The 19,219-nt window shown below is 68.7% G+C and carries 14 protein-coding genes; 5 read left to right on the plus strand and 9 right to left on the minus strand.

Going from position 1 to position 19,219, the window contains the following annotated elements; all coding sequences use genetic code 11:
- A complete protein-coding gene (locus tag ACFWIW_RS18785) occupies positions 1 to 2,100 on the plus strand; it encodes an MMPL family transporter (protein ID WP_378369581.1) in 2,100 nt (699 codons plus the stop codon).
- A 68-nt stretch (positions 2,101 to 2,168) separates the two neighbouring features.
- On the opposite strand, the gene ACFWIW_RS18790 is transcribed toward ACFWIW_RS18785, so the two are convergent.
- Positions 2,169 to 4,340, minus strand: coding sequence for a 3-hydroxyacyl-CoA dehydrogenase NAD-binding domain-containing protein (locus ACFWIW_RS18790; RefSeq protein ID WP_378369582.1), 2,172 nt, complete (start codon positions 4,338 to 4,340; stop codon positions 2,169 to 2,171).
- Between the two features lie 10 nt (positions 4,341 to 4,350).
- A complete protein-coding gene (locus tag ACFWIW_RS18795; RefSeq protein WP_016337012.1) occupies positions 4,351 to 5,562 on the minus strand; it encodes an acetyl-CoA C-acetyltransferase in 1,212 nt (403 codons plus the stop codon).
- 145 nt (positions 5,563 to 5,707) lie between these two features.
- On the opposite strand from ACFWIW_RS18795, the gene ACFWIW_RS18800 reads away from it, so the two are divergent.
- The 4 genes from ACFWIW_RS18800 to ACFWIW_RS18815 all read left to right on the plus strand — a co-directional run bounded on the left by ACFWIW_RS18800 (position 5,708) and on the right by ACFWIW_RS18815 (position 10,790).
- Positions 5,708 to 6,895, plus strand: a complete 1,188-nt coding sequence (locus ACFWIW_RS18800; protein ID WP_378369583.1) for a TetR/AcrR family transcriptional regulator — start codon at positions 5,708 to 5,710, stop codon at positions 6,893 to 6,895.
- Between the two features lie 38 nt (positions 6,896 to 6,933).
- Positions 6,934 to 8,157, plus strand: coding sequence for a low temperature requirement protein A (locus tag ACFWIW_RS18805; RefSeq protein WP_378369584.1), 1,224 nt, complete (start codon positions 6,934 to 6,936; stop codon positions 8,155 to 8,157).
- Positions 8,158 to 8,267: 110 nt separating this feature from the next.
- Positions 8,268 to 9,563 (plus strand): acyl-CoA dehydrogenase family protein, encoded by a 1,296-nt coding sequence (locus ACFWIW_RS18810; protein WP_378369632.1) that lies wholly within the window; start codon positions 8,268 to 8,270, stop codon positions 9,561 to 9,563.
- Between the two features lie 18 nt (positions 9,564 to 9,581).
- On the plus strand, positions 9,582 to 10,790 hold the full coding sequence (locus tag ACFWIW_RS18815) for an acyl-CoA dehydrogenase family protein (RefSeq protein WP_007033833.1): 1,209 nt from the start codon (positions 9,582 to 9,584) through the stop codon (positions 10,788 to 10,790).
- Between the two features lie 48 nt (positions 10,791 to 10,838).
- Here the strand turns inward: ACFWIW_RS18815 and ACFWIW_RS18820 are convergent, their stop codons facing one another.
- The 7 genes from ACFWIW_RS18820 to ACFWIW_RS18850 form a co-directional block, all read right to left on the minus strand.
- Complete coding sequence (locus ACFWIW_RS18820; protein ID WP_378369585.1) at positions 10,839 to 11,894, minus strand: alpha/beta fold hydrolase; 1,056 nt, start codon at positions 11,892 to 11,894, stop codon at positions 10,839 to 10,841.
- A gap of 117 nt (positions 11,895 to 12,011) precedes the next feature.
- The gene (locus ACFWIW_RS18825) at positions 12,012 to 12,875 is read right to left on the minus strand and encodes an SDR family oxidoreductase (RefSeq protein WP_378369586.1); all 864 of its coding nucleotides are present in this window, start codon (positions 12,873 to 12,875) and stop codon (positions 12,012 to 12,014) included.
- 140 nt (positions 12,876 to 13,015) lie between these two features.
- Complete coding sequence (locus ACFWIW_RS18830) at positions 13,016 to 13,522, minus strand: GNAT family N-acetyltransferase (RefSeq protein WP_378369587.1); 507 nt, start codon at positions 13,520 to 13,522, stop codon at positions 13,016 to 13,018.
- Between the two features lie 9 nt (positions 13,523 to 13,531).
- Positions 13,532 to 14,299 (minus strand): type I methionyl aminopeptidase, encoded by a 768-nt coding sequence (gene map, locus ACFWIW_RS18835; protein WP_378369588.1) that lies wholly within the window; start codon positions 14,297 to 14,299, stop codon positions 13,532 to 13,534.
- 43 nt (positions 14,300 to 14,342) lie between these two features.
- The gene (locus ACFWIW_RS18840; RefSeq protein WP_378369589.1) at positions 14,343 to 15,497 is read right to left on the minus strand and encodes an acyl-CoA dehydrogenase family protein; all 1,155 of its coding nucleotides are present in this window, start codon (positions 15,495 to 15,497) and stop codon (positions 14,343 to 14,345) included.
- A complete protein-coding gene (locus ACFWIW_RS18845) occupies positions 15,494 to 17,479 on the minus strand; it encodes an acetyl/propionyl/methylcrotonyl-CoA carboxylase subunit alpha (protein ID WP_378369590.1) in 1,986 nt (661 codons plus the stop codon). Before ACFWIW_RS18845 ends, ACFWIW_RS18840 begins: the two co-directional genes overlap by 4 nt.
- Before the next feature lie 2 nt (positions 17,480 to 17,481).
- Positions 17,482 to 19,095, minus strand: a complete 1,614-nt coding sequence (locus ACFWIW_RS18850) for a carboxyl transferase domain-containing protein (protein WP_378369591.1) — start codon at positions 19,093 to 19,095, stop codon at positions 17,482 to 17,484.
- Positions 19,096 to 19,219: the final 124 nt, after the last annotated feature.

Consider the following 19,219-nt stretch of genomic DNA (forward strand, 5'->3'; position numbering starts at 1 on the left):
ATGGACACCATCACCCTTTCCGAGAAGCGGCCTGGGGGCGGCCTCTCGAAGCTGGCGGGCTGGTCTCAGCGCCACCGCTGGCTAGCCGTTTCGCTCTGGCTGCTCACTCTCGTCGGTGTCACGCTGGGCTCACAGCTGGCGGGCAGCGCCTATCACGACGACCATTCCTTGCCGGGCACCGAATCCCAGCAGATCATGGACATCTTCCAAGCGCAGGCTCCCGCACAGACCGGCGCGACGGCCGAAATCGTCTTCAAGACCGAAAGCGGGCTCGCGACCGCACGCGGACCGATCGACACGATGCTCGCCGAAGTGCGGGACCAGCCGCACGTGAAGTCGGTGACGAGTCCTTTCGACAACCCGTCGGCCATCTCGCGTGAGGGCACGATCGGTTACGCGGCGATCGCTTTCGACCTGGAGTCGAAAGATCTGCCCTACGACGACATCGTGCGTGTCGTCGACACCGCGAAGAAGGCGGAGTCCGCCGGGCTCCAGGTCGAACTCGGTGGCGATCCGATCAAGCGGACCAGCGGGGGCGGCGGACCGTCGGAGGGTGTCGGCTTGCTCGCCGCACTGGTGATCCTCGTCTTCCTGTTCCGCTCGATCCTCGCCGCCGGGCTCCCGGTGATCACGGCGATCTTCGCCGTCGGCAGCACGCTCGGCGTCATCGTGCTCGTCAGCAGGTTCGTCGACATCGCGAGCTACACGGCGCCACTGATGATGCTGGTCGGGTTCGGCGTCGGCGTGGACTACGCGCTGCTCATCTTTTCCCGCTATCGCGGCGAAATCCTCGGCGGTCTCGACCGCGAGCAGGCGGCGCGGCGGGCGCTGGACACCGCGGGCCGGTCGGTGCTGTTCGCCGGTGGCACGGTGATCATCGCGTTGCTCGGCCTGCTCGCGCTCGGCCTCGGTTCGCTGCGCGGGGTCGCTCTCGCCGTCGCGCTGACCGTGCTCGTGACGATGCTCGCCTCGATCACCTTGCTTCCCGCGCTGCTCTCGCTTTTCGGGCGCCGCCTGGAAAAGGGCATCCGCAAGCATGCCGCGAAACGCGAACACGGCAAGGCCTGGGGCAAGCTCGGGGACGCGGTGCAACGGCGGCCGATGGTGCCGCTCGCGATCGGGCTGCTCGTTCTCATCGGGCTTTCCTTGCCCGCGCTGGGCATGCGCCTCGGATTCGCCGACGCGGGCACCGACCCGGAGACGTCGACCACCCGGCAGGCCTACGACCTGATGGCGGAGGGTTTCGGCCCGGGGTTCAGCGAGCCGTTGATCGTGGTCACCGAGAATGGCGATGGCGCCGCGCTGCAACGGAAACTCGAAGCCACGCCAGGGATCGCGGAGGTGACACCGCCGATGGGGCAGGGCGTCACGACGGTTCTCGCCTTCCCCGCGTCTTCGCCGCAGGACGCCGCGACCGCTGAACTGGTCGAGCGGCTGCGGACCGAGGTTCTGCCGGGACTGCCGGGCAAGTACCTGGTCGGCGGGAGTGTCGCGGCGGCGGTGGACTTCGCGGACGCCGTCGGCGACCGGTTGCCGCTGTTCGTGCTGGTGGTCGTCGGCCTGTCGGCGTTGCTGCTGATGGTCGTCTTCCGCTCGATCCTGATCCCGCTGAAGGCGGCGATGCTGAACCTGCTGAGCATCGGCGCCGCGCTCGGCGTGATGACGGCGGTGTTCGGCGACGGACTGTTCGGGGCACAGGCGGGACCGATCGAGGCGTTCGTGCCGGTGCTGATCTTCGCGATCGTGTTCGGGCTTTCCATGGACTACGAGGTGTTCCTGGTGTCCCGGATGCACGAGGAGTGGCGGCGCACCGGCGACGCGCGCCATGCCGTCCGCGAAGGACTCGCCTCCACCGGCGGGGTGATCACGGCCGCGGCGGCGATCATGATCGTGGTGTTCGGGGCGTTCCTGCTCAACCCCGACCGGATGCTGGCGCAGTTCGGTCTCGGGCTGGCGGTCGCGGTGCTGGTGGACGCGTTCGTGATCCGCTGTCTCGTGGTGCCCGCGGTGATGCGGCTGCTCGGGGAACGCGCCTGGTGGCTGCCGCGGTGGCTGGACCGGCGGTTGCCGCACGTGGCGCTGGAACCGTCGTCGCGCTAGGCCCCGGATGACAGGAAAGGCCCCTTCATCGCGAATTTCGCGATGAAGGGGCCTTTCCTGGCACGTGCTTACTCGTAGATCTCGCCCTTCGCGGCCTTCTCGACCAGCGAAGCGGGCGGGGTGAAGTGGTCGCCGTAGCGCTCGGCGAGCTCACGCGCGCGGTCGACGAAGCCCTGCAGGCCACCCTCGTACTGGTTGATGTACTGGATGACACCGCCGGTCCACGCCGGGAAACCGATGCCGAAGATCGAGCCGATGTTGGCGTCGGCGACGGTGGTGAGCACACCTTCGTCGAAGCACTTCACGGTCTCGAGCGCCTCGGCGAACAGCATGCGCTCCTTGAGGTCCTCGAAGGGAACCTCGGCACTGCCCGACTTGAACGCGTCGCGCAGGCCCGGCCAGAGACCGGTCCGCTTGCCCGACTCGTCGTAGTCGTAGAAACCCGAGCCGGTGGAGCGGCCCTTGCGGTCGAACTCCTCCACCATCCGGTCGATGACGCCCTCGGACGCGTGCGCGTTCCAGGTGCCGCCGGCGGCCTCGATCGCCTCGCGGGTCTCCTTGCGGATCTTGCGCGGCAGCGTCAGGGTCAGCTCGTCCATCAGCTGCAGCGGCGGGGCCGGGTACCCGGCCTGCGCGCCGGCCTGCTCGATCGACGCCGGCTCGACACCCTCGCCCAGCGCGGCGACGGCCTCGTTGAGGAACGTGCCGATGACGCGCGAGGTGAAGAAGCCGCGGCTGTCGTTGACGACGATCGGGGTCTTCTTGATCTGCAGGGTGTAGTCGAAGACCTTCGCCAGCGTGGCGGGCGAGGTCTTCTCACCGCAGATGATCTCGACCAGCGGCATCTTGTCCACCGGCGAGAAGAAGTGGATCCCGATGAAGTCCTCGCTCCGCTGGACGCCCTCGGCGAGCGCGGTGATCGGCAGCGTGGAGGTGTTGGAGCCGAGCACGGCGTCGGGGTTGACGATGCCCTCGATCTCCTGGAACACCTTGTGCTTCAGCTCGACGCTCTCGAAGACGGCTTCGATCACGAAGTCGACGCCGGCGAAGTCCTCCGCCTTGTCGGTCGGCTTGATCTTGGCGAGCAGCGCGTCGGACTTCTCCTGCGTGGTCTTGCCGCGGGAAAGAGCCTTCTCCTCCAGCTTGACCGCGTAGCCCTTGCCCTTCTCGGCGCCTTCGAGGGTGACGTCCTTGAGCACGACGTCGATTCCGGCCTTCGCCGAGACGTACGCGATCGCGGCGCCCATCATGCCCGCGCCGACGACGCCGACCTTCTTGGCCGTGTACTTCTCGAAGCCCTCCGGACGCGAGCCGCCTGAGTTGATGCTCTGCAGGTCGAAGAAGAACGCCTTGGTCATGTTCTTCGAGACCTGGCCGGTGGCGAGATGCACGAAGTAGCGGGTCTCGACGGTGATCGCGGTGTCGAAGTCGACCTGCGAACCCTCGATGGCCGCGGCGAGGATCGCCCGCGGGGCGGGCATGTTCGCGCCCTTGATCTGCTTGCGCAGGTTCGCCGGGAACGCGGGCAGGTTCGCCGCGAAGCTCGGGTTCGAGGGGGTGCCGCCCGGGATCTTGTAGCCCTTGACGTCCCACGGCTGCACGCCGCCCTCGGGGTTGGCCTTGATCCACGCCTTCGCGGCCGGGACCAGCTCCTCGACGGTGCCGACCAGCTCGTGCACGAGGCCGAGCTCCTTGGCCTTGGCCGGGCGGTGGCGCTGACCCTGCAGCAGCACGTTCAGCAGCGCGCTCTGGATGCCCAGCAGGCGCACGGTGCGGACGATGCCACCGCCGCCGGGGAGCAGGCCGAGGGTGACCTCGGGAAGGCCGATCTGGCTGCCCTTGACATCGGCGGCGATGCGGTGGTGCGTCGCGAGCGCGAGTTCGAGGCCGCCGCCGAGCGCGGCGCCGTTGATGGCGGCCACGACCGGCTTGCCCAGCTGCTCGAGCCGTCGCATCTGGCCCTTCATCAGGCCGCTGCTCTGGGTGATCTCGGCCGCGTGCTCCGGCTTGGCCTGGATCAGGTCGTTGAGGTCGCCGCCGGCGAAGAAGGTCTTCTTGGCCGAGGTGAGGACGACACCGGTGATGTTGTCCTTCTCCGCCTCCAGGCGGTCGACGACGACGCCGAGCGACTCGCGGAAGTCGGCGTTCATCGTGTTGGCGGACTGCTTCGGGTCGTCCAGGGTGAGCACGACGATGCCGTCGGCGTCCTGCTCCCAGCGGATGGTCTTCGCTTCAGTCATTGTCTCTTCCTCAGACCCGCTCGATGATGGTCGCGACGCCCATGCCGCCGCCGATGCACAGGGTGACCAGGGCGCGGCGCGCCTGGCGGCGCTCCAGCTCGTCGACGACGGTGCCGACCAGCATCGCGCCGGTGGCGCCCAGCGGGTGCCCCATCGCGATGGCGCCGCCGTTGACGTTGACCTTCTCCTCGTCGAGGTGCAGGTCCTTGATCCACTTGAGGACGACCGAGGCGAAGGCCTCGTTCAGCTCCCACAGGTCGATGTCGTCCGGGGTGAGGCCGGCGATCTTGAGGACCTTCTCGGTGGCCGGGGTCGGGCCGGTGAGCATGATCGTGGGCTCGGAGCCGACGGTCGCGGTCGCCACGATGCGGGCGCGCGGGGTCAGGCCGAAGTCCTTGCCGATCTGCTCGTTGCCGACCAGGACCAGCGCGGCGCCGTCGACGATGCCGGACGAGTTGCCGCCGGTGTGGACGTGGTCGATCTTCTCGACCGAGTGGTACTTCTGCAGCGCGACGGCGTCGAAGCCGCCCAGCTCGCCGATGCCGGCGAAGGCGGGCTTGAGCTTGCCGAGGCCCTCGATGGTGCTACCCGGGCGACGGTGCTCGTCGTGGTCGAGGATCGTGACGCCGTTGATGTCCTTCACCGGGACGACGGACTTCGCGAAGTAGCCGCCGGACCAGGCCGCTTCGGCCTTCTCCTGCGAGCGCACGGCCCACGCGTCGACGTCCTCGCGGGAGAAGCCCTCGATGGTCGCGATCAGGTCGGCGCCGGTGCCCTGCGGGACGATGTAGTTGTCGTACGCGGTGGCCGGGTCCATGAACAGCGCGCCGCCGTCGGAGCCCATCGGCACACGCGACATCGACTCGACCCCACCGGCGATGATCAGCTGGTCCCAGCCGGAGCGCACCTTCTGCGCGGCGGTGTTGGTGGCTTCGAGGCCGGAGGCGCAGAAGCGGTTCAGCTGTACGCCGGCGACGGACTCGGGAAGGCCCGCGTTCAGCGCGGCGGTGCGCGCGATCACGGCGCCCTGCTCGCCGACCGGGGACACGACGCCGAGGACGATGTCGTCGATCACGGCGGGGTCGAGGTTCGGGTGCCGGACCTTCAGTTCTTCGATGAGGCCGACCACGAGATCGACCGGCTTGGTGCCGTGGAGGGCACCGCCCTTGTTCTTGCCGCGAGGCGTACGGATCGCCTCGTAGATGTAGGCCTCGCTACTCACAGAAAAACTCCTCCGCGTACGGCGCTGTATCAGGGTGAAACGTACCGGCCAGTAGTCATGCTAATGCCGATTAACATAAACCGCGATAACCCCATGGTGTCAATGGGTTGCGATGCACGCAACCGGCGCTATCGTGGGTTCACCTATGGATCACCCGACCGAGCGTCCAGCCCGACCGCGCGACCGCAAGGCCCAGCTGGCCGGCCTCGCCGCGGAGCTCTTTCGCGCCCGCGGGTTCCACGGCGTCGGCATCAACGACATCGCCGCCGCGGCCGGGATCACCGGGCCCGCGCTGTACCGGCATTTCGCGGACAAGCAGGCCGTGCTGTCCTACGTCGTGCTGTCCGGTATCGACGACATGGAGGCGGCAACCACCGAGACGCTCGCCGACGGTCTCCCCGTCCCCGCCCAGGTCAACGCCCTCTTGGGCACCCTCGCGGCGCAGGCGGTGGAGCGGCGTGAGGTCGCCGCCCTGTGGCGCTGGGAGGGCAGGCATCTGCCCCGGGAGGAACGGCGCGAGATCCGCCGCCGGTCCGGTGCAGTACTCGAAGCGTGGTCCAAGGCGCTTCGCGCGTTGCGCCCGGAACTGACCGCCGACGACGCTGAGCTGCTGTGCTGGGCGGGGCTGAGCGTGTTCGGCAGCGTGTCCGTGCATCACACGTCCGTGGCGAAGAAACGTTTCGCGCAGATCCTCGTGCGGCTGGCGGAGTCGGTGCTGCATGTCACACTCCCCGAAGCCGAGGAGACGCCGGAGGAGACGCCGTCGCTCGCGCTCGGCGAGCCGTCCCGCCGCGAGCAGATCCTCGCGGCGGCGACGGAACTGTTCGGGCAAAGCGGCTTCCGTTCGGTGAGCATGGAGGAGATCGGCGCGGCCGCCGGGATCGCCGGGCCGAGCGTGTACCGGCACTTCCCCAGCAAGGCCGCGCTGATGGTGGCGATCGGGCATCGGGCGGCCGACCGGCTGGCGCTCGCCGCGGAACGCGCGTTGCGGACCGACGACGAACGCGACGCGCTCCGCAGGCTGGCCGCGTCCTATGTGCACACCCTGCTGCGCACGCCCGAGCTGCTGGTGTCGTTCTCCGGCAGTCCCATGGAGCTGCCGGAACGCGACAAGGCGGATCTGATCCGGGTCCAGCGGGACTACGTCGCGCGCTGGATCGCGCTGACTTCGGAAGTCCACCCGGAACTGAGCCTGCGCGAAGTGAAGATCACCGTGCACGCGGCGCTGACCATCGCGAACGACCTCGCGCGCACCCGGCGCGTCAACGGCCGCCCGAACTTCGAGGCCGAGCTGACCGCGCTGACGCACGCCGTGCTGAAAGTCAGCTCTTAGCAAACTCGCGTGTCCCGCAAAGGCCTGCGGTGCACGATATGCGCGTGCCCACGAAACGCGGCCTGCATCTGGTGACCCGGGAAGAAGACCACAAGGTCACCACGCTGGAGCTCTTCTTCGACCTGGTCTTCGTCTACGCCATCACCCAGACCACGCAGCTGATGGCCGATCACCTCAGCCCGCTCGGCATCGGGCAGGGCGTCGCGATGATCGCCGTGCTGTGGTGGTGCTGGTGCGCCTACGCCTGGCTGGCGAACACCCTGCACGTCGACCGCGGCATCGCCCAGCTCGCGATGTTCGCCGCGATGGGGACGATGTTCCTGGTCTCGCTGACCATCCCGGAGGCGTTCACCGACCTGCCCGGCGGCCTGTACGCGCCGCTGATGTTCGTCGGCTGCTACTTCCTCGTCCGGCTGCTGCACCTGACCGCGTATTTCGGTGCCGCGCGGACCGACCCCGAGCTGCGCAAGACCGTCCTGAAGATGTTCGTCGGGCTGCTGCCGAGCGTCGCGCTGCTGACCGCCGCGGCGTTCTTCTCCGGCTGGGTGCAGCTCGGCATCTGGGCCGTCGCGCTGCTCGCCGACTACGTCAACGTCTTCCGGACCCGCTCGTCGGACTGGCGGCTGCACCAGCCCGGCCACTTCGCCGAGCGATTCGGGCTGATCGTGATCATCGCGCTCGGCGAGTCGATCGTGGCGATCGGCATCGGGATCAGCTCGTACCCGATGTCGTGGCCGATCACGCTGGCCGCCGTCTTCGGGCTCACGCTCGCTTCGGCGATGTGGTGGATGTACTTCGCCGTCGTCGCGCACGTTTCCGAGCACAACCTGAAACGCGCCGACGGCGTCGAGCGGGTGCGGATCGGGACGGATACGTACACGTTCCTGCACCTCCCGCTGATCGCCGGGATCGTGCTCGTGGCGCTGGGGCTGAAGAAGTCGCTGCTCTACGTGTCCGACACCGAGCACCACAGCCTCTCCGACGGCCTGCACGGGACGCCGATCTGGGCGCTCACCGGCGGGCTCGCGCTCTATCTGATCGCGTTGAGCGGGCTGCGGCGGCGGAACCTCGGCTCGTGGAACGTGCAACGGCTGGTGCTCGCGGTGGTCCTGCTGGCGGCGACGCCGTTGCTGGAGCTGGTGCCGGCGATCGTGCTGATCGGTGTCGTGGCGCTGGCGGCGGTGGGGCTGGTGGTCTTCGAGAGGCGCAAGCTCGTGAGTAATCCGGGGGTACTCGCCCCTCGGAATCACTCATCGGCGTGACGTTCGCCTCCCCCGTGGTAGCGCTTCCGCCCGAGGAGAGTTAACCTACTCACGAGTAGGTAAGCGAGGCAGGGAGACTCACCGTGGGTGCGCCTAGGAAACGAGACGCGATGGGCCTTGGCCTGTCCGCGCTCACCCGGCTGGCCGGGAGCAAGGTCATTGAACGGGCCGGACTTCGGAAGCCCGTGCAGAACCTGGTCAGTGCCGGGACGCGCAACGGCTTCCGGGTCGCGGGCGCGGCGGGACGGACCTTCAAATCCGCCCAGAAGCTCGGCAAGCCCGCGCGGCTCGCGCCTGCCGAGGACACGGGTCTGTTCGACCTCACCCCGAGTGAGGATCAGCAGCTCATCGTCGAGACCGTGACGGAGTTCGCGGCCGAGCAGCTGCGGCCCGCCGCGGCCGACGCCGACGCCAAGCTCCACGCGCCGGAGGGTCTGCTGAGCCGCGCCGCCGAACTCGGCATCACGCTCGTCGGCATCCCCGAGGAGCTGGGCGGCGTCGGCACCGAGCGGTCGGTGGTCACGAACGCGCTGGTCGCCGAGGCCCTCGCGCACGGCGACCTGGGGCTCGCGGTCGCGGTGCTCGCGCCGTCCGCGGTCAGCACCGCGCTGGTGTCCTACGGCGACGAGCAGCAGCAGGCGGACTACCTGCCCGCGTTCGTCGGCGAGAACGTCCCGGCCGCGGCGCTCGCGCTGCAGGAACGCACCGCGCTGTTCGACCCGTTCAAGCCCGCCACCAAGGCCCGCCGCACGCCGAAGGGCTACCAGCTCGACGGCGTGAAGTCGCTGGTCCCGCGGGCCGCGGACGCCGAGCTGTTCATCGTGTCGGCCGACCTCGAAGGGCGCGGACCGGCGCTGTTCCTCGTCGAGTCTTCGAACTCCGGCGTCACCATCGAGTCCGAGCCGGCGATGGGCCTTCGCGGCGCGGCGACAGGGAAGCTGCACCTGGAGAAGGTCGCCCTGCCCGCCGGGGCGTTGCTCAGTGGCGGCAAGGCCGAGGTCTTCACCGAGGTCGTCCGGCTCTCGCGGCTCGGCTGGGCCGCGCTGGCCGCCGGGACCGCGAAGGCCGTCCTCGACTACGTGGTGCCGTATGTCAACGAGCGCAAGGCGTTCGGCGAACCGGTGAGCCACCGCCAAGCCGTCGCGTTCTCGGTGGCCGACATCGCCATCGAGCTGGAGGGGCTGCGGCTGGTGACGTTGCGCGCCGCTTCCCGCGCCGAGCAGGGCAAGCCGTACGCCCGCGAGGTCGCGCTGGCCCGGAAACTGGCCGCCGACAAGGGAATGCAGATCGGCAGCGCTGGCGTGCAGCTGCTCGGCGGGCACGGGTTCGTCAAGGAGCACCCGGTCGAACGCTGGTACCGCGACCTCCGCGCGATCGGCGTCATGGAAGGCGCCGTCCTTCTCTAGGACTTTCGAAAGGCAATCATGATCAACCTTGAGGTTCCGAAGAAGGCCGGCACCCTGATCAACCAGGCGTACCAGGCCGCGGCCGAGGTGTTCCGGCCGATCTCACGCAAGTACGACCGCGCGGAACACACCTATCCGGCCGAGCTCGACATGTTCGCCGCGCTGCTGGACGGGTTGAACTCCTCCGGCGAGGGCGGCGCGGGCGCGGCGGGTGTCCGCCGGTCCGAGAAGAACGAGAAACCGGGCAACCGCAACGGTTCCAACCTCAACATCGTGCTCGGCACGATCGAGATGTGCTGGGGCGACGTCGGTCTGCTGCTGTCCATGCCGCGACAGGGACTCGGCAACGCCGCCATCGGCTCGGTCGCCACCGACGAGCAGCTCAAGAAGTTCTCCGGGCTGTGGGCCGCGATGGCGATCACCGAGCCGGACTGCGGCTCGGACTCCGCCGCGATCACCGCGACCGCGCGCCTCGACGGCGACGAGTACGTGATCAACGGCGAGAAGATCTTCGTGACCGCGGGCGAGCGTGCCGACGCCGTCGTCGTCTGGGCCACCCTGGACAAGACGAAGGGCCGCGCGGCGATCAAGTCGTTCGTCGTCGAGAAGGGCACGCCCGGCTTCGAGGTGGTGCGGGTCGAGCACAAGCTCGGCATCCGTGCCTCCGACACCGCCGTGCTGCGCTTCGAAAACGTCCGTGTGCCTAAGGAGAATCTCCTCGGTACGCCGGAGATCGACACCGCCAAGGGTTTCGCGGGGGTCATGCAGACCTTCGACAACACCCGTCCGCTGGTCGCCGCGATGGCCATCGGTGTCGCCCGCGCGGCGCTGGAGGAGACCCGGAAGATCCTCACCGATGCCGGGGTCACCATCGACTACGACAAGCCCGTCCACAGCCAGCACGCGGCGGCCGCCACGTTCCTGCAGCTGGAGGCCGACTACGAAGCGGCGTACCTGCTGACCATGGAATCGGCGTGGATGGCCGACAACCGCAAGCCGAACTCGCTGCAGGCCTCGATGGCCAAGGCGAAGGCGGGCCGGTCGGTCGTCGAGATCACGCTGAAATGCGTCGAGCTGGCCGGAACCCTGGGCTACACCGAGGAATCGCTGCTGGAGAAGTGGAGCCGGGACGCGAAGATCCTGGACATCTTCGAAGGCACGCAACAGATCCAGCAGCTGATCGTGGCGCGCCGGATCCTGGGCAAGACGAGCGCGGAGCTCAAGTAAGCCGTGGGGCTCGTGAGTGGCAAGGACGGTTAGAACCGTCCTTGCCACTCACGAGGTCTGGTCGTCGAGGAAACGGTCGAGGTAGCGCCACGTGGTCCCGCGGGCCTTCCGGCCGGTGAGGACGCCGAGGTGCCCGCCGGGCGCGGTCTCGAAGGTCACCGACGGCGAGTTGTCCAGCAGCTCGGTGAGCCGTTCGACGGCGGCACGCGGGGCGATCGTGTCGTTCTGCCCGGCGATGACCAGTGTCGGCACCTTCACCCCGGACAGCGCGATGATGCGGCCGTTGAGGTCGACCGTGCCCTCGGCGAGGTCGTTGGCACGGAAGAACCGGTGGTAGAGCTGGCCGAACGTCCGCCCGGGGTAGGCGATCATGTTGTCCATGAAGTGGTCGACGGCCTCGATCTGCGCCAGATAGTCCCGGTCGTCGAGATTCTTCAGGATGGCAAGGGGTTTGGTGATCTCCTTGCTGATCCCCGTCGCGCGGAAGACGCGGCTGACCAAATAGGACGGTGCGCCGCCGAGCGCCCGGTAGAACGGGGTCAGCAGGTGGCCGCCGGTGAGGTCCACCAGCGGGCGGAACGGGGCGATCAGCGGGATCGCGGTGAAATCGAACGGCGACGCGATGGTCGCGATCGACTCGATCGGCAGATCGGGCTGGTCGGCGGTGGTCAGCAGAGAGAAGATCCCGCCGAGGCACCAGGCGACGACGTGCACGCCCTGGCCGCCGGAGTCCTCGCTGACCTTGCGGATCGCGCGCGGGAGCACCTCCTCGATCCAGTGCTCGATGCCGAGGCGCCGGTCGGAGAAGGCGACGTTCCCGTAGTCGACCAGGTACGTGTTGCGGCCGCCCTCGACCAGATGCTCGGCGAGGCTGCAGCCGCGGCGCAGGTCGAAGCACAGCGCGGGCGCGGCCAGCGGCGGCACCAGCAGCACCGGCGGGCCCTCCTGGGGCCCCTTGCCGTTGGTCAGCCGGTACAGGGAGCGATTGGGCCCCTGGTCGATCAGGACGCGCGGCACCGGGCGAAGATCCGCGACACCACCGTGCAGCACCTTCCCGACGACGTTCGACGCGGCGGCGGCGAGCCGTGCCGGGGGTGTGGCCATGGTGTGCCTCCTGGGGAATCAACGCGGTAAGACGTAATCTTGCCGCTTGGGGGCGCACGACTCAACACCGCCGCCGTCACAGGCCGTCCATTTCGGACAGTCGCTAGGCCGTACGAGTTAAGAATCGGTGCCGTTTTCCACCGCCGGGGCACTCCGCGCGGCCCGCGATTCGTACTCCGCGCGAGCACTGGAATGCGTTGCGGAGGACAGAATCTTGTCTCCGCCGAGCGCACGGAGCAGTCCTTCGCCGAGACGGCGTGGAAGCAGCCGTGTGATCCTGCCCATGGCGTCCAGCGATGCGGGAACGAAGACGTCGAACTTGGGACGGCGCAACGCATCGACAATGGCCTGCGCCACATCTTCGGGCTGCACCGATTTGAAGAACTTCGCCTCGCCGAGCCCGCTGGCCAGTTCCGTGCGCACCACCGCGGGCATCACGCAGGACACCAGCACGCCCGTCCCGTGCAATTCCAGGTGCACCGATTCCGACAGGCCGACGACGGCGTGTTTCGTCGCGCAGTAGGTCGCGGCGCCGGGGAATCCGGCCTTCCCCGCCATCGAGGCGATGTTGACGATATGACCGGTGCCGCGCGGGCGCATGCGTTTCACGGCTTCCCTGGTGCCGTGGATGACCGCGTGCAGGTTGATCTCGAGGAGCCGACGGGTGGCCGCGTCGTCCTCTTCGTCGAGCGGCGCGAGCGGCATGATGCCCGCGTTGTTGATCAGCACGTCGATCGGGCCGACGCGCCGCTCGACCTCGTCGAGGAACTCGGTGAAGCCCTTCGTGTCGGTGACGTCGAGCGGCAGCGCCTCCGCGCCCAGTCCGGCGGCGGTCTTCTCGGCGAGGACCTGGTCCAGGTCGCCGATGACCACCTTGGCGCCGAGCCGGGACAACGCCGTCGCGGTACTGGCCCCGATACCCTGTGCCGCTCCGGTGATCACGACGACCTTGCCTGCCAGGGAACGTTCACGCTTGGCCATGCCGGTCTCCTCTGCGACTTCACTGTCCGGGGCACTGTTGGCGATGTGTCAACTATGGTGCACCCGAAGCCGCATCGACGCCATCCATCCATGCCCCCGCCACCACCCTCAACGGAGGAGCTGCGCTCCCAAGCCTAAATCTACGGCCGCTGCTCGAACACCTGCCCGATCCAGCCCTTGACGTCGAAGCGTTCCGTCGGCTTGAAGCCCTGGCTCTCGTAGTAGCGCTGCAGGTCGCCGTCGCCACCGGCCCAGCAGTCGACCCGCACCAGCCCGATACCGCGTTCCCGCGCCTCGGCCAGCGCGAACTCGATGAGCCGCGAGCCGACCCGGTGACCGGTGAACCGGCGCGAGGTCAGCAGCAGGCCGATGTAGATCTCCGGCTCGTCGACCGGCGAGACATGCGGAAAACGGTCACCGAGGATGATCGCCCCGGCCACCTGGCCGTCGATCTCGGCGAGGTACAGCCCCGGACCGTCGGCCATCCCGCGGACCCGCTCGACCCGCTTCGGGATCGTGGACCACGGCTCGCTCCCCCACTGCCCTTCGCTGCCGCGCGACGCCAGCCACGCGACGACCTCGTCGAACATGTCCAGCAAGGTTTGGAAATCCCCAGAACCACCCTGGCGGATGATGAAGTCGCTCATCCTTCCGTTCTACAACATCGTGAGGACACGCGGACCTTCTGTGGTGATCGCGACCGTGTGCTCCACGTGCGCCGCCCTGGCGCCGCGGACGGTGCGGAGCGTCCAGCCGTCGTCGTCGGTGCGGTAGGCGTCGCGGCCGTCGGCGATGAGCATCGGCTCGATCGCCAGCACCAGCCCCGGCTGGAGCCGCATACCGCGCCCCGGCCTGCCCTCGTTCGGCAGATGCGGGTCCTCGTGCATGCTGCGGCCGATCCCGTGGCCGCCATGGTGCGCGAGGAGGCCGTAGCCGGCTTCGCGTCCGACAGTGCCGACAGCGTGGGAGATGTCGCCCATCTTGCCGCCCGCCTGTGCGGCGGCGATCCCGGCGGCCAGCGCGCGTTCGGTGGTGGCGATGAGTTCGAGGTCGGCGGGATCAGCCTCGCCGACGACGTAACTGATCGCCGCGTCGCCGTGCCAGCCGTCGATGTAGGCACCGGCGTCGATGCTGACCAGGTCGCCGTCACGCAGGCGGTAGTCCGACGGGATGCCGTGGACGACGGCGTCGTTGACGCTCGCGCAGATCACGGCGGGGAACGGAGTCGGCGCGGAATGCGGCTGATAGTGGAGGAACGACGGCTTCGCACCGGCGTCCCTGATCACCTGCGCGGCGATCTCGTCCAGCTCTTTCAGGCTCACGCCGATCGCCGACGCCTCTTTCGCCGCTTGCAACGTCCGCGCCACGACACGGCCGGACTCGCGCATGGCGTCCAGCTCGGTGGCGGATTTCAACTCGACCATGCCGATAACTATACCGGTATAGTTATCGGCATGGTCAAGGGTGTCAGGCGACGCCGAGATGCCGCGCGATCAGCATCCGCTGCACCTCCGAGGTCCCCTCGCCGATCTCCAGGATCTTCGCGTCCCGGTAGAAGCGGCTGACCGGGAACTCGTTCATGAAGCCGTACCCGCCGAAGATCTGTGTCGCGTCCCGCGAGTTGTCCATGGCGGCGTTCGACGCGACGAGCTTCGCGATCGACGCCTCCTTCTTGAACGGCTCGCCGCGCAGCATCTTCGACGCCGCCGCGTAGTACGCCAGCCGCGCGGTGTGCGTGCGCACCTCCATGTCGGCGATCTTGAACTGGATCGCCTGGTATTCGCCGATCTTGTGCCCGAAAGCCTCGCGTTCCTTGACGTACTTCAGGCATTCGTCGACACAGCCCTGCGCGAGCCCGACGCTCAGCGCGGCGATCGCGACCCTGCCTTCGTCCAAAATGGACAGGAACTGGGCGTAACCGCGGCCGCGCTCGCCCACCAGGTTCTCGGCCGGGACACGGACGTCGTCGAACGAGAGCTCGTGCGTGTCCGAGCAGTTCCAGCCGACCTTGGAGTACTTCGGCGCGACGGAGAAGCCCGGCGTGCCGGACGGGACGATGATCGCCGAGATCTCCTTGCGCCCGTTCTCCTTCACGTCGGTGACGGCGGTGACCGTGACCAGTTTCGTGATGTCGGTGCCGGAGTTGGTGATGAACGATTTGCTGCCGTTGATCACCCAGGTGTCGCCGTCGAGTTTCGCACGCGTGCGGGTGGCGCCGGCGTCCGAGCCGCCGCCGGGTTCGGTGAGCCCGAACGCGCCGAGCGCGGTGCCGGCGCACAGCTCCGGGAGCCACTTCTCCTTCTGCTCCTCGGTGCCGAACCGGTAGATCGGCATGGCACCCAGGGAAACACCCGCCTCGACGGTGATCGCGACCGAGGAATCGACGCGCGCCAACTCCTCCAGGGTCAGGCAGAGCGCGAAGTAGTCGCCACCCATGCCGCCGTACTCCTCGGGGAACGGCAGGCCGAACAGCCCCATCTCGGCCATCTTCGCGACGATCTCGTACGGGAATTCCTCCCGTTCGTAGAGGTCGCCGATGACCGGGGCGACCTCGGAGCGCGCGAACTCCTCGACCGTCTTGCGCAGCGCCTCGTACTCGTCATCCAGCCGAAAGTCGATCATTGCTCATCCTTTTGGGGTGTCACCACGGCTACCGTCTCGTCCAGCGCGACCTGTTGGCCCGCGCGGACGGGGAGTTCGCTGACCACGCCGTCGATCGGCGCGGTGATCGTGTGCTCCATCTTCATCGCCTCGACGACCACGAGCGGGGTCCCGGCGGTCACCACGTCACCGGCGGCGGCCTTGACCACGAGCACGGTCCCCGGCATCGGGCTGGTGACCGGCCCGGCGCCGCCCGCGGCACCGGCGGCCGAACGCAGCCTTTCGCGCTCGCCGATGGCGAAGCTGTGCCCGTCACGCGCGAGCCACACCGTGCGGCCGCTCCCGGCGGCGTGCCGGTAGCGGTGGAAACCGGTGGGATGCCGGACTTCCAGCAGATCGCCGTCGCGCCGCGCGGAAACCCGGACCGGCTCGGCGCCGTCGACGGACACGAGCGCGTTCGCCGGGGTGCCCTGCACCCGCACCACGGCTTCGGAGTTCCCCGACTTCAACGCGAAGTCGATCCCGCCCGACCCGCCGAGCCGCCAGCCGTCCGGGACGTCCCACGGGTCGACGACGTCTCCCTGGGGTTGCAGGGAAAGCAGCCTGTCGAGCGCCGCCGCCACGAAGAACTCCGGCGATACGTCTCCTGAGACCAAAGTGGACAGTCGCCGGTCGACGAGGCCGGTGTCGAGCTTGCCCTCGCGGACGTCGCCGTCGGCGAGCAGCCCGCGCAGGAAGGCGACGTTGGTGCCGACGCCGAGCAGCGCGGTGTCCGCGAGCGCCAGATCGAGCCGGTGCAACGCGGCCGCGCGGTCCGGTCCCCACGCGATGACCTTGGCCAGCATCGGGTCGTAGTTCGAGCCGATGACCGCGCCCTCGCTCATCCACGAGTCGACGCGCACACCCTCGCCGGACGGCTCGTGGACCGCGAGCACCGTGCCACCCGTCGGGATGAAGCCGCGTGCGGGATCCTCGGCGTAGACGCGGGCTTCGACGGCGTGGCCGTCCAGCCGGACGTCGTCCTGCGCCACGGTGAGCACGCCGCCCGCGGCGATCTTGACCTGCCACTCCACGAGATCGAGCCCGGTCACCAGCTCGGTCACCGGATGCTCGACCTGCAGCCGGGTGTTCATCTCCATGAAGAAGAACTCGTCGGGCGCGGTGGCCGAAACGATGAACTCGACCGTCCCCGCGCCGACGTACCCGACCGAACGCGCGGCCTCGACGGCGGACGCGCCCATTTTCGCGCGCGTGGCTTCGTCGAGGAGCACGGACGGTGCCTCTTCGATGATCTTCTGGTGCCGCCGCTGAAGACTGCACTCGCGCTCGCCGAGGTGGATCACGTTGCCGTGGGTGTCGGCGAGCACCTGGATCTCGATGTGGCGCGGTGTGGTGACGAACCGCTCCATGAGCAGCGTGTCGTCACCGAAGGAACCCTTGGCCTCACGGCGGGCGGACTCGACCGCGGCGTCCAATTCGGACAGTTCGGTGACCAGCCGCATCCCCTTGCCACCACCACCGGCGGACGGCTTGAGCAGCAACGGGAAGCCGACCTTCTCCGCGGCGGCCGCGAAACCGCCTTCGGGAATGTCCACATCGGACGCTCCGGGCACGACCGGGACCCCGGCCTTCGAGACCGTGGCCTTGGCGCGGATCTTGTCGCCCATGGCGTCGATGGCCTCGACCGGCGGACCGATGAAGACCAGCCCCGCCTCGGCGCACGCGCGGGCGAATTCCGCGTTCTCCGCGAGGAAGCCGTAGCCGGGATGGACCGCCTGCGCGCCGGTGTCGAGCGCAGCCTGGACGATCGCGGGGATGGACAGATAGCTCTTCGCCGCTTCGGCCGGGCCGATGCGGACAGCCGTATGCGCCTCCCGGACGTGCCGGGCGTCGGCGTCCGCGTCGCTGTACACCGCGACCGAACGGATGCCGAGCCCCTGCAGCGAGCGGATCACGCGGACCGCGATCTCCCCGCGGTTGGCGACCAGAACCGTGTCGAACATGCTCACATCCTGAAGACGCCGTAGTTGACATCGGACAAAGGCGCGTTGGCCGTCGCGGACAGCGCGAGGCCGAGCACCGTGCGGGTGTCCGCCGGGTCGATCACGCCGTCGTCCCACAGCCGCGCCGTCGAGTAGTACGGGCTCCCCTGCGCCTCGTACTGGTCGCGGATCGGCTCCTTGAAGGCCTCTTCGTCCTCAGCGGACCATTCGCCGCCGCGTGCCTCGATGGCGTCCCGGCGGACCGTGGACAGCACCGACGCCGCCTGCTCGCCGCCCATCACCGAGATCCGCGCGTTCGGCCACATCCACAGGAACCGTGGCGAATACGCGCGGCCGCACATCGAATAGTTGCCCGCGCCGAACGAACCGCCGATGACGACGGTCAGCTTCGGCACCCGCGCGCAGGCCACCGCGGTGACCATCTTCGCGCCATGCTTGGCGATACCGCCTGCCTCGTAGGCGCGGCCGACCATGAACCCGGTGATGTTCTGCAGGAACAGCAGCGGGATCGAGCGTTTGTCGCACAGTTCGATGAAATGCGCGCCCTTCATCGCGGACTCGGCGAACAGGACGCCGTTGTTCGCGACGATGCCGACGGGGTGGCCGTGGATCCGGGCGAACCCGGTGACCAGCGTCGAGCCGTACTCCTTCTTGAACTCGCCGAACCGGCTGCCGTCGACGATCCGCGCGATGACCTCGCGCACGTCGTAGGGCACGCGCGGGTCGGTCGGGACGACGCCGTACAGCTCGTTCGGGTCGGCGGCCGGGGCCTCCGTCGGGAGGACGTCCCACGGGCGCGGCGTGCGCGGCCCCAAGGTCGACACGATCGAGCGAACGATGCGCAAGGCGTCGGCGTCGTCCTCGGCCAGATGGTCGGTGACGCCGGACTGACGCGAGTGGACGTCGCCGCCGCCGAGTTCTTCGGCCGTGACGACCTCACCCGTCGCGGCCTTCACCAGCGGCGGGCCGCCGAGGAAGATGGTGCCCTGGTTCCGCACGATGACCGCCTCGTCGCTCATCGCCGGGACGTACGCGCCGCCCGCGGTGCAGGAGCCGAGCACGGCGGCGATCTGCGGGATGCCGCGCGCGGACATCGTGGCCTGGTTGTAGAAGATCCGGCCGAAGTGCTCACGATCCGGGAAGACCTCGTCCTGCCTGGGCAGGAACGCGCCGCCGGAATCCACCAGGTAGACGCACGGCAGGTTGTTGTGCAGCGCGACCTCTTGCGCGCGCAGGTGCTTCTTGACCGTCATCGGGTAGTAGGTGCCGCCCTTGACCGTGGCGTCGTTGGCGACGATCACGCATTCGCGGCCCGAGACCCGCCCGATCCCGGTGATGATCCCGGCCGACGGCGCCTCGTCGTCGTACAGTCCGGTGGCGGCCAGCGGGGACAGCTCCAGGAACGGCGAACCCGGGTCGAGGAGGGTGTCGACCCGGTCGCGTGGCAGGAGTTTGCCCCGCTCGACGTGGCGGGTGCGGGATTTCTCCGGGCCCCCGAGCCGGGCGGCGGCGAGCCGCTTGCGCAGGTCTTCGACCAGCTCGGCATGGGAGGTGACGCTGCGGGCGTACTCGTCGCTGCCCGGATCCGCCGAAGTGCTCAGTACGGGTGTGTCCATGGCTCCTCGTCGCCAAGTTAGCCGTCGTTAACTCGCGTGCACAGGTTAACGCCCACTAACGTCGCTTGTCCACCGCGCCCCCGGAAGCGCGTGAAGGCCCCCTTCCCTCGGCTGAACCGAGGGA

The organism is Amycolatopsis sp. NPDC058340 (assembly GCF_042723975.1).
Classification (GTDB): Bacteria; Actinomycetota; Actinomycetes; order Mycobacteriales; family Pseudonocardiaceae; genus Amycolatopsis.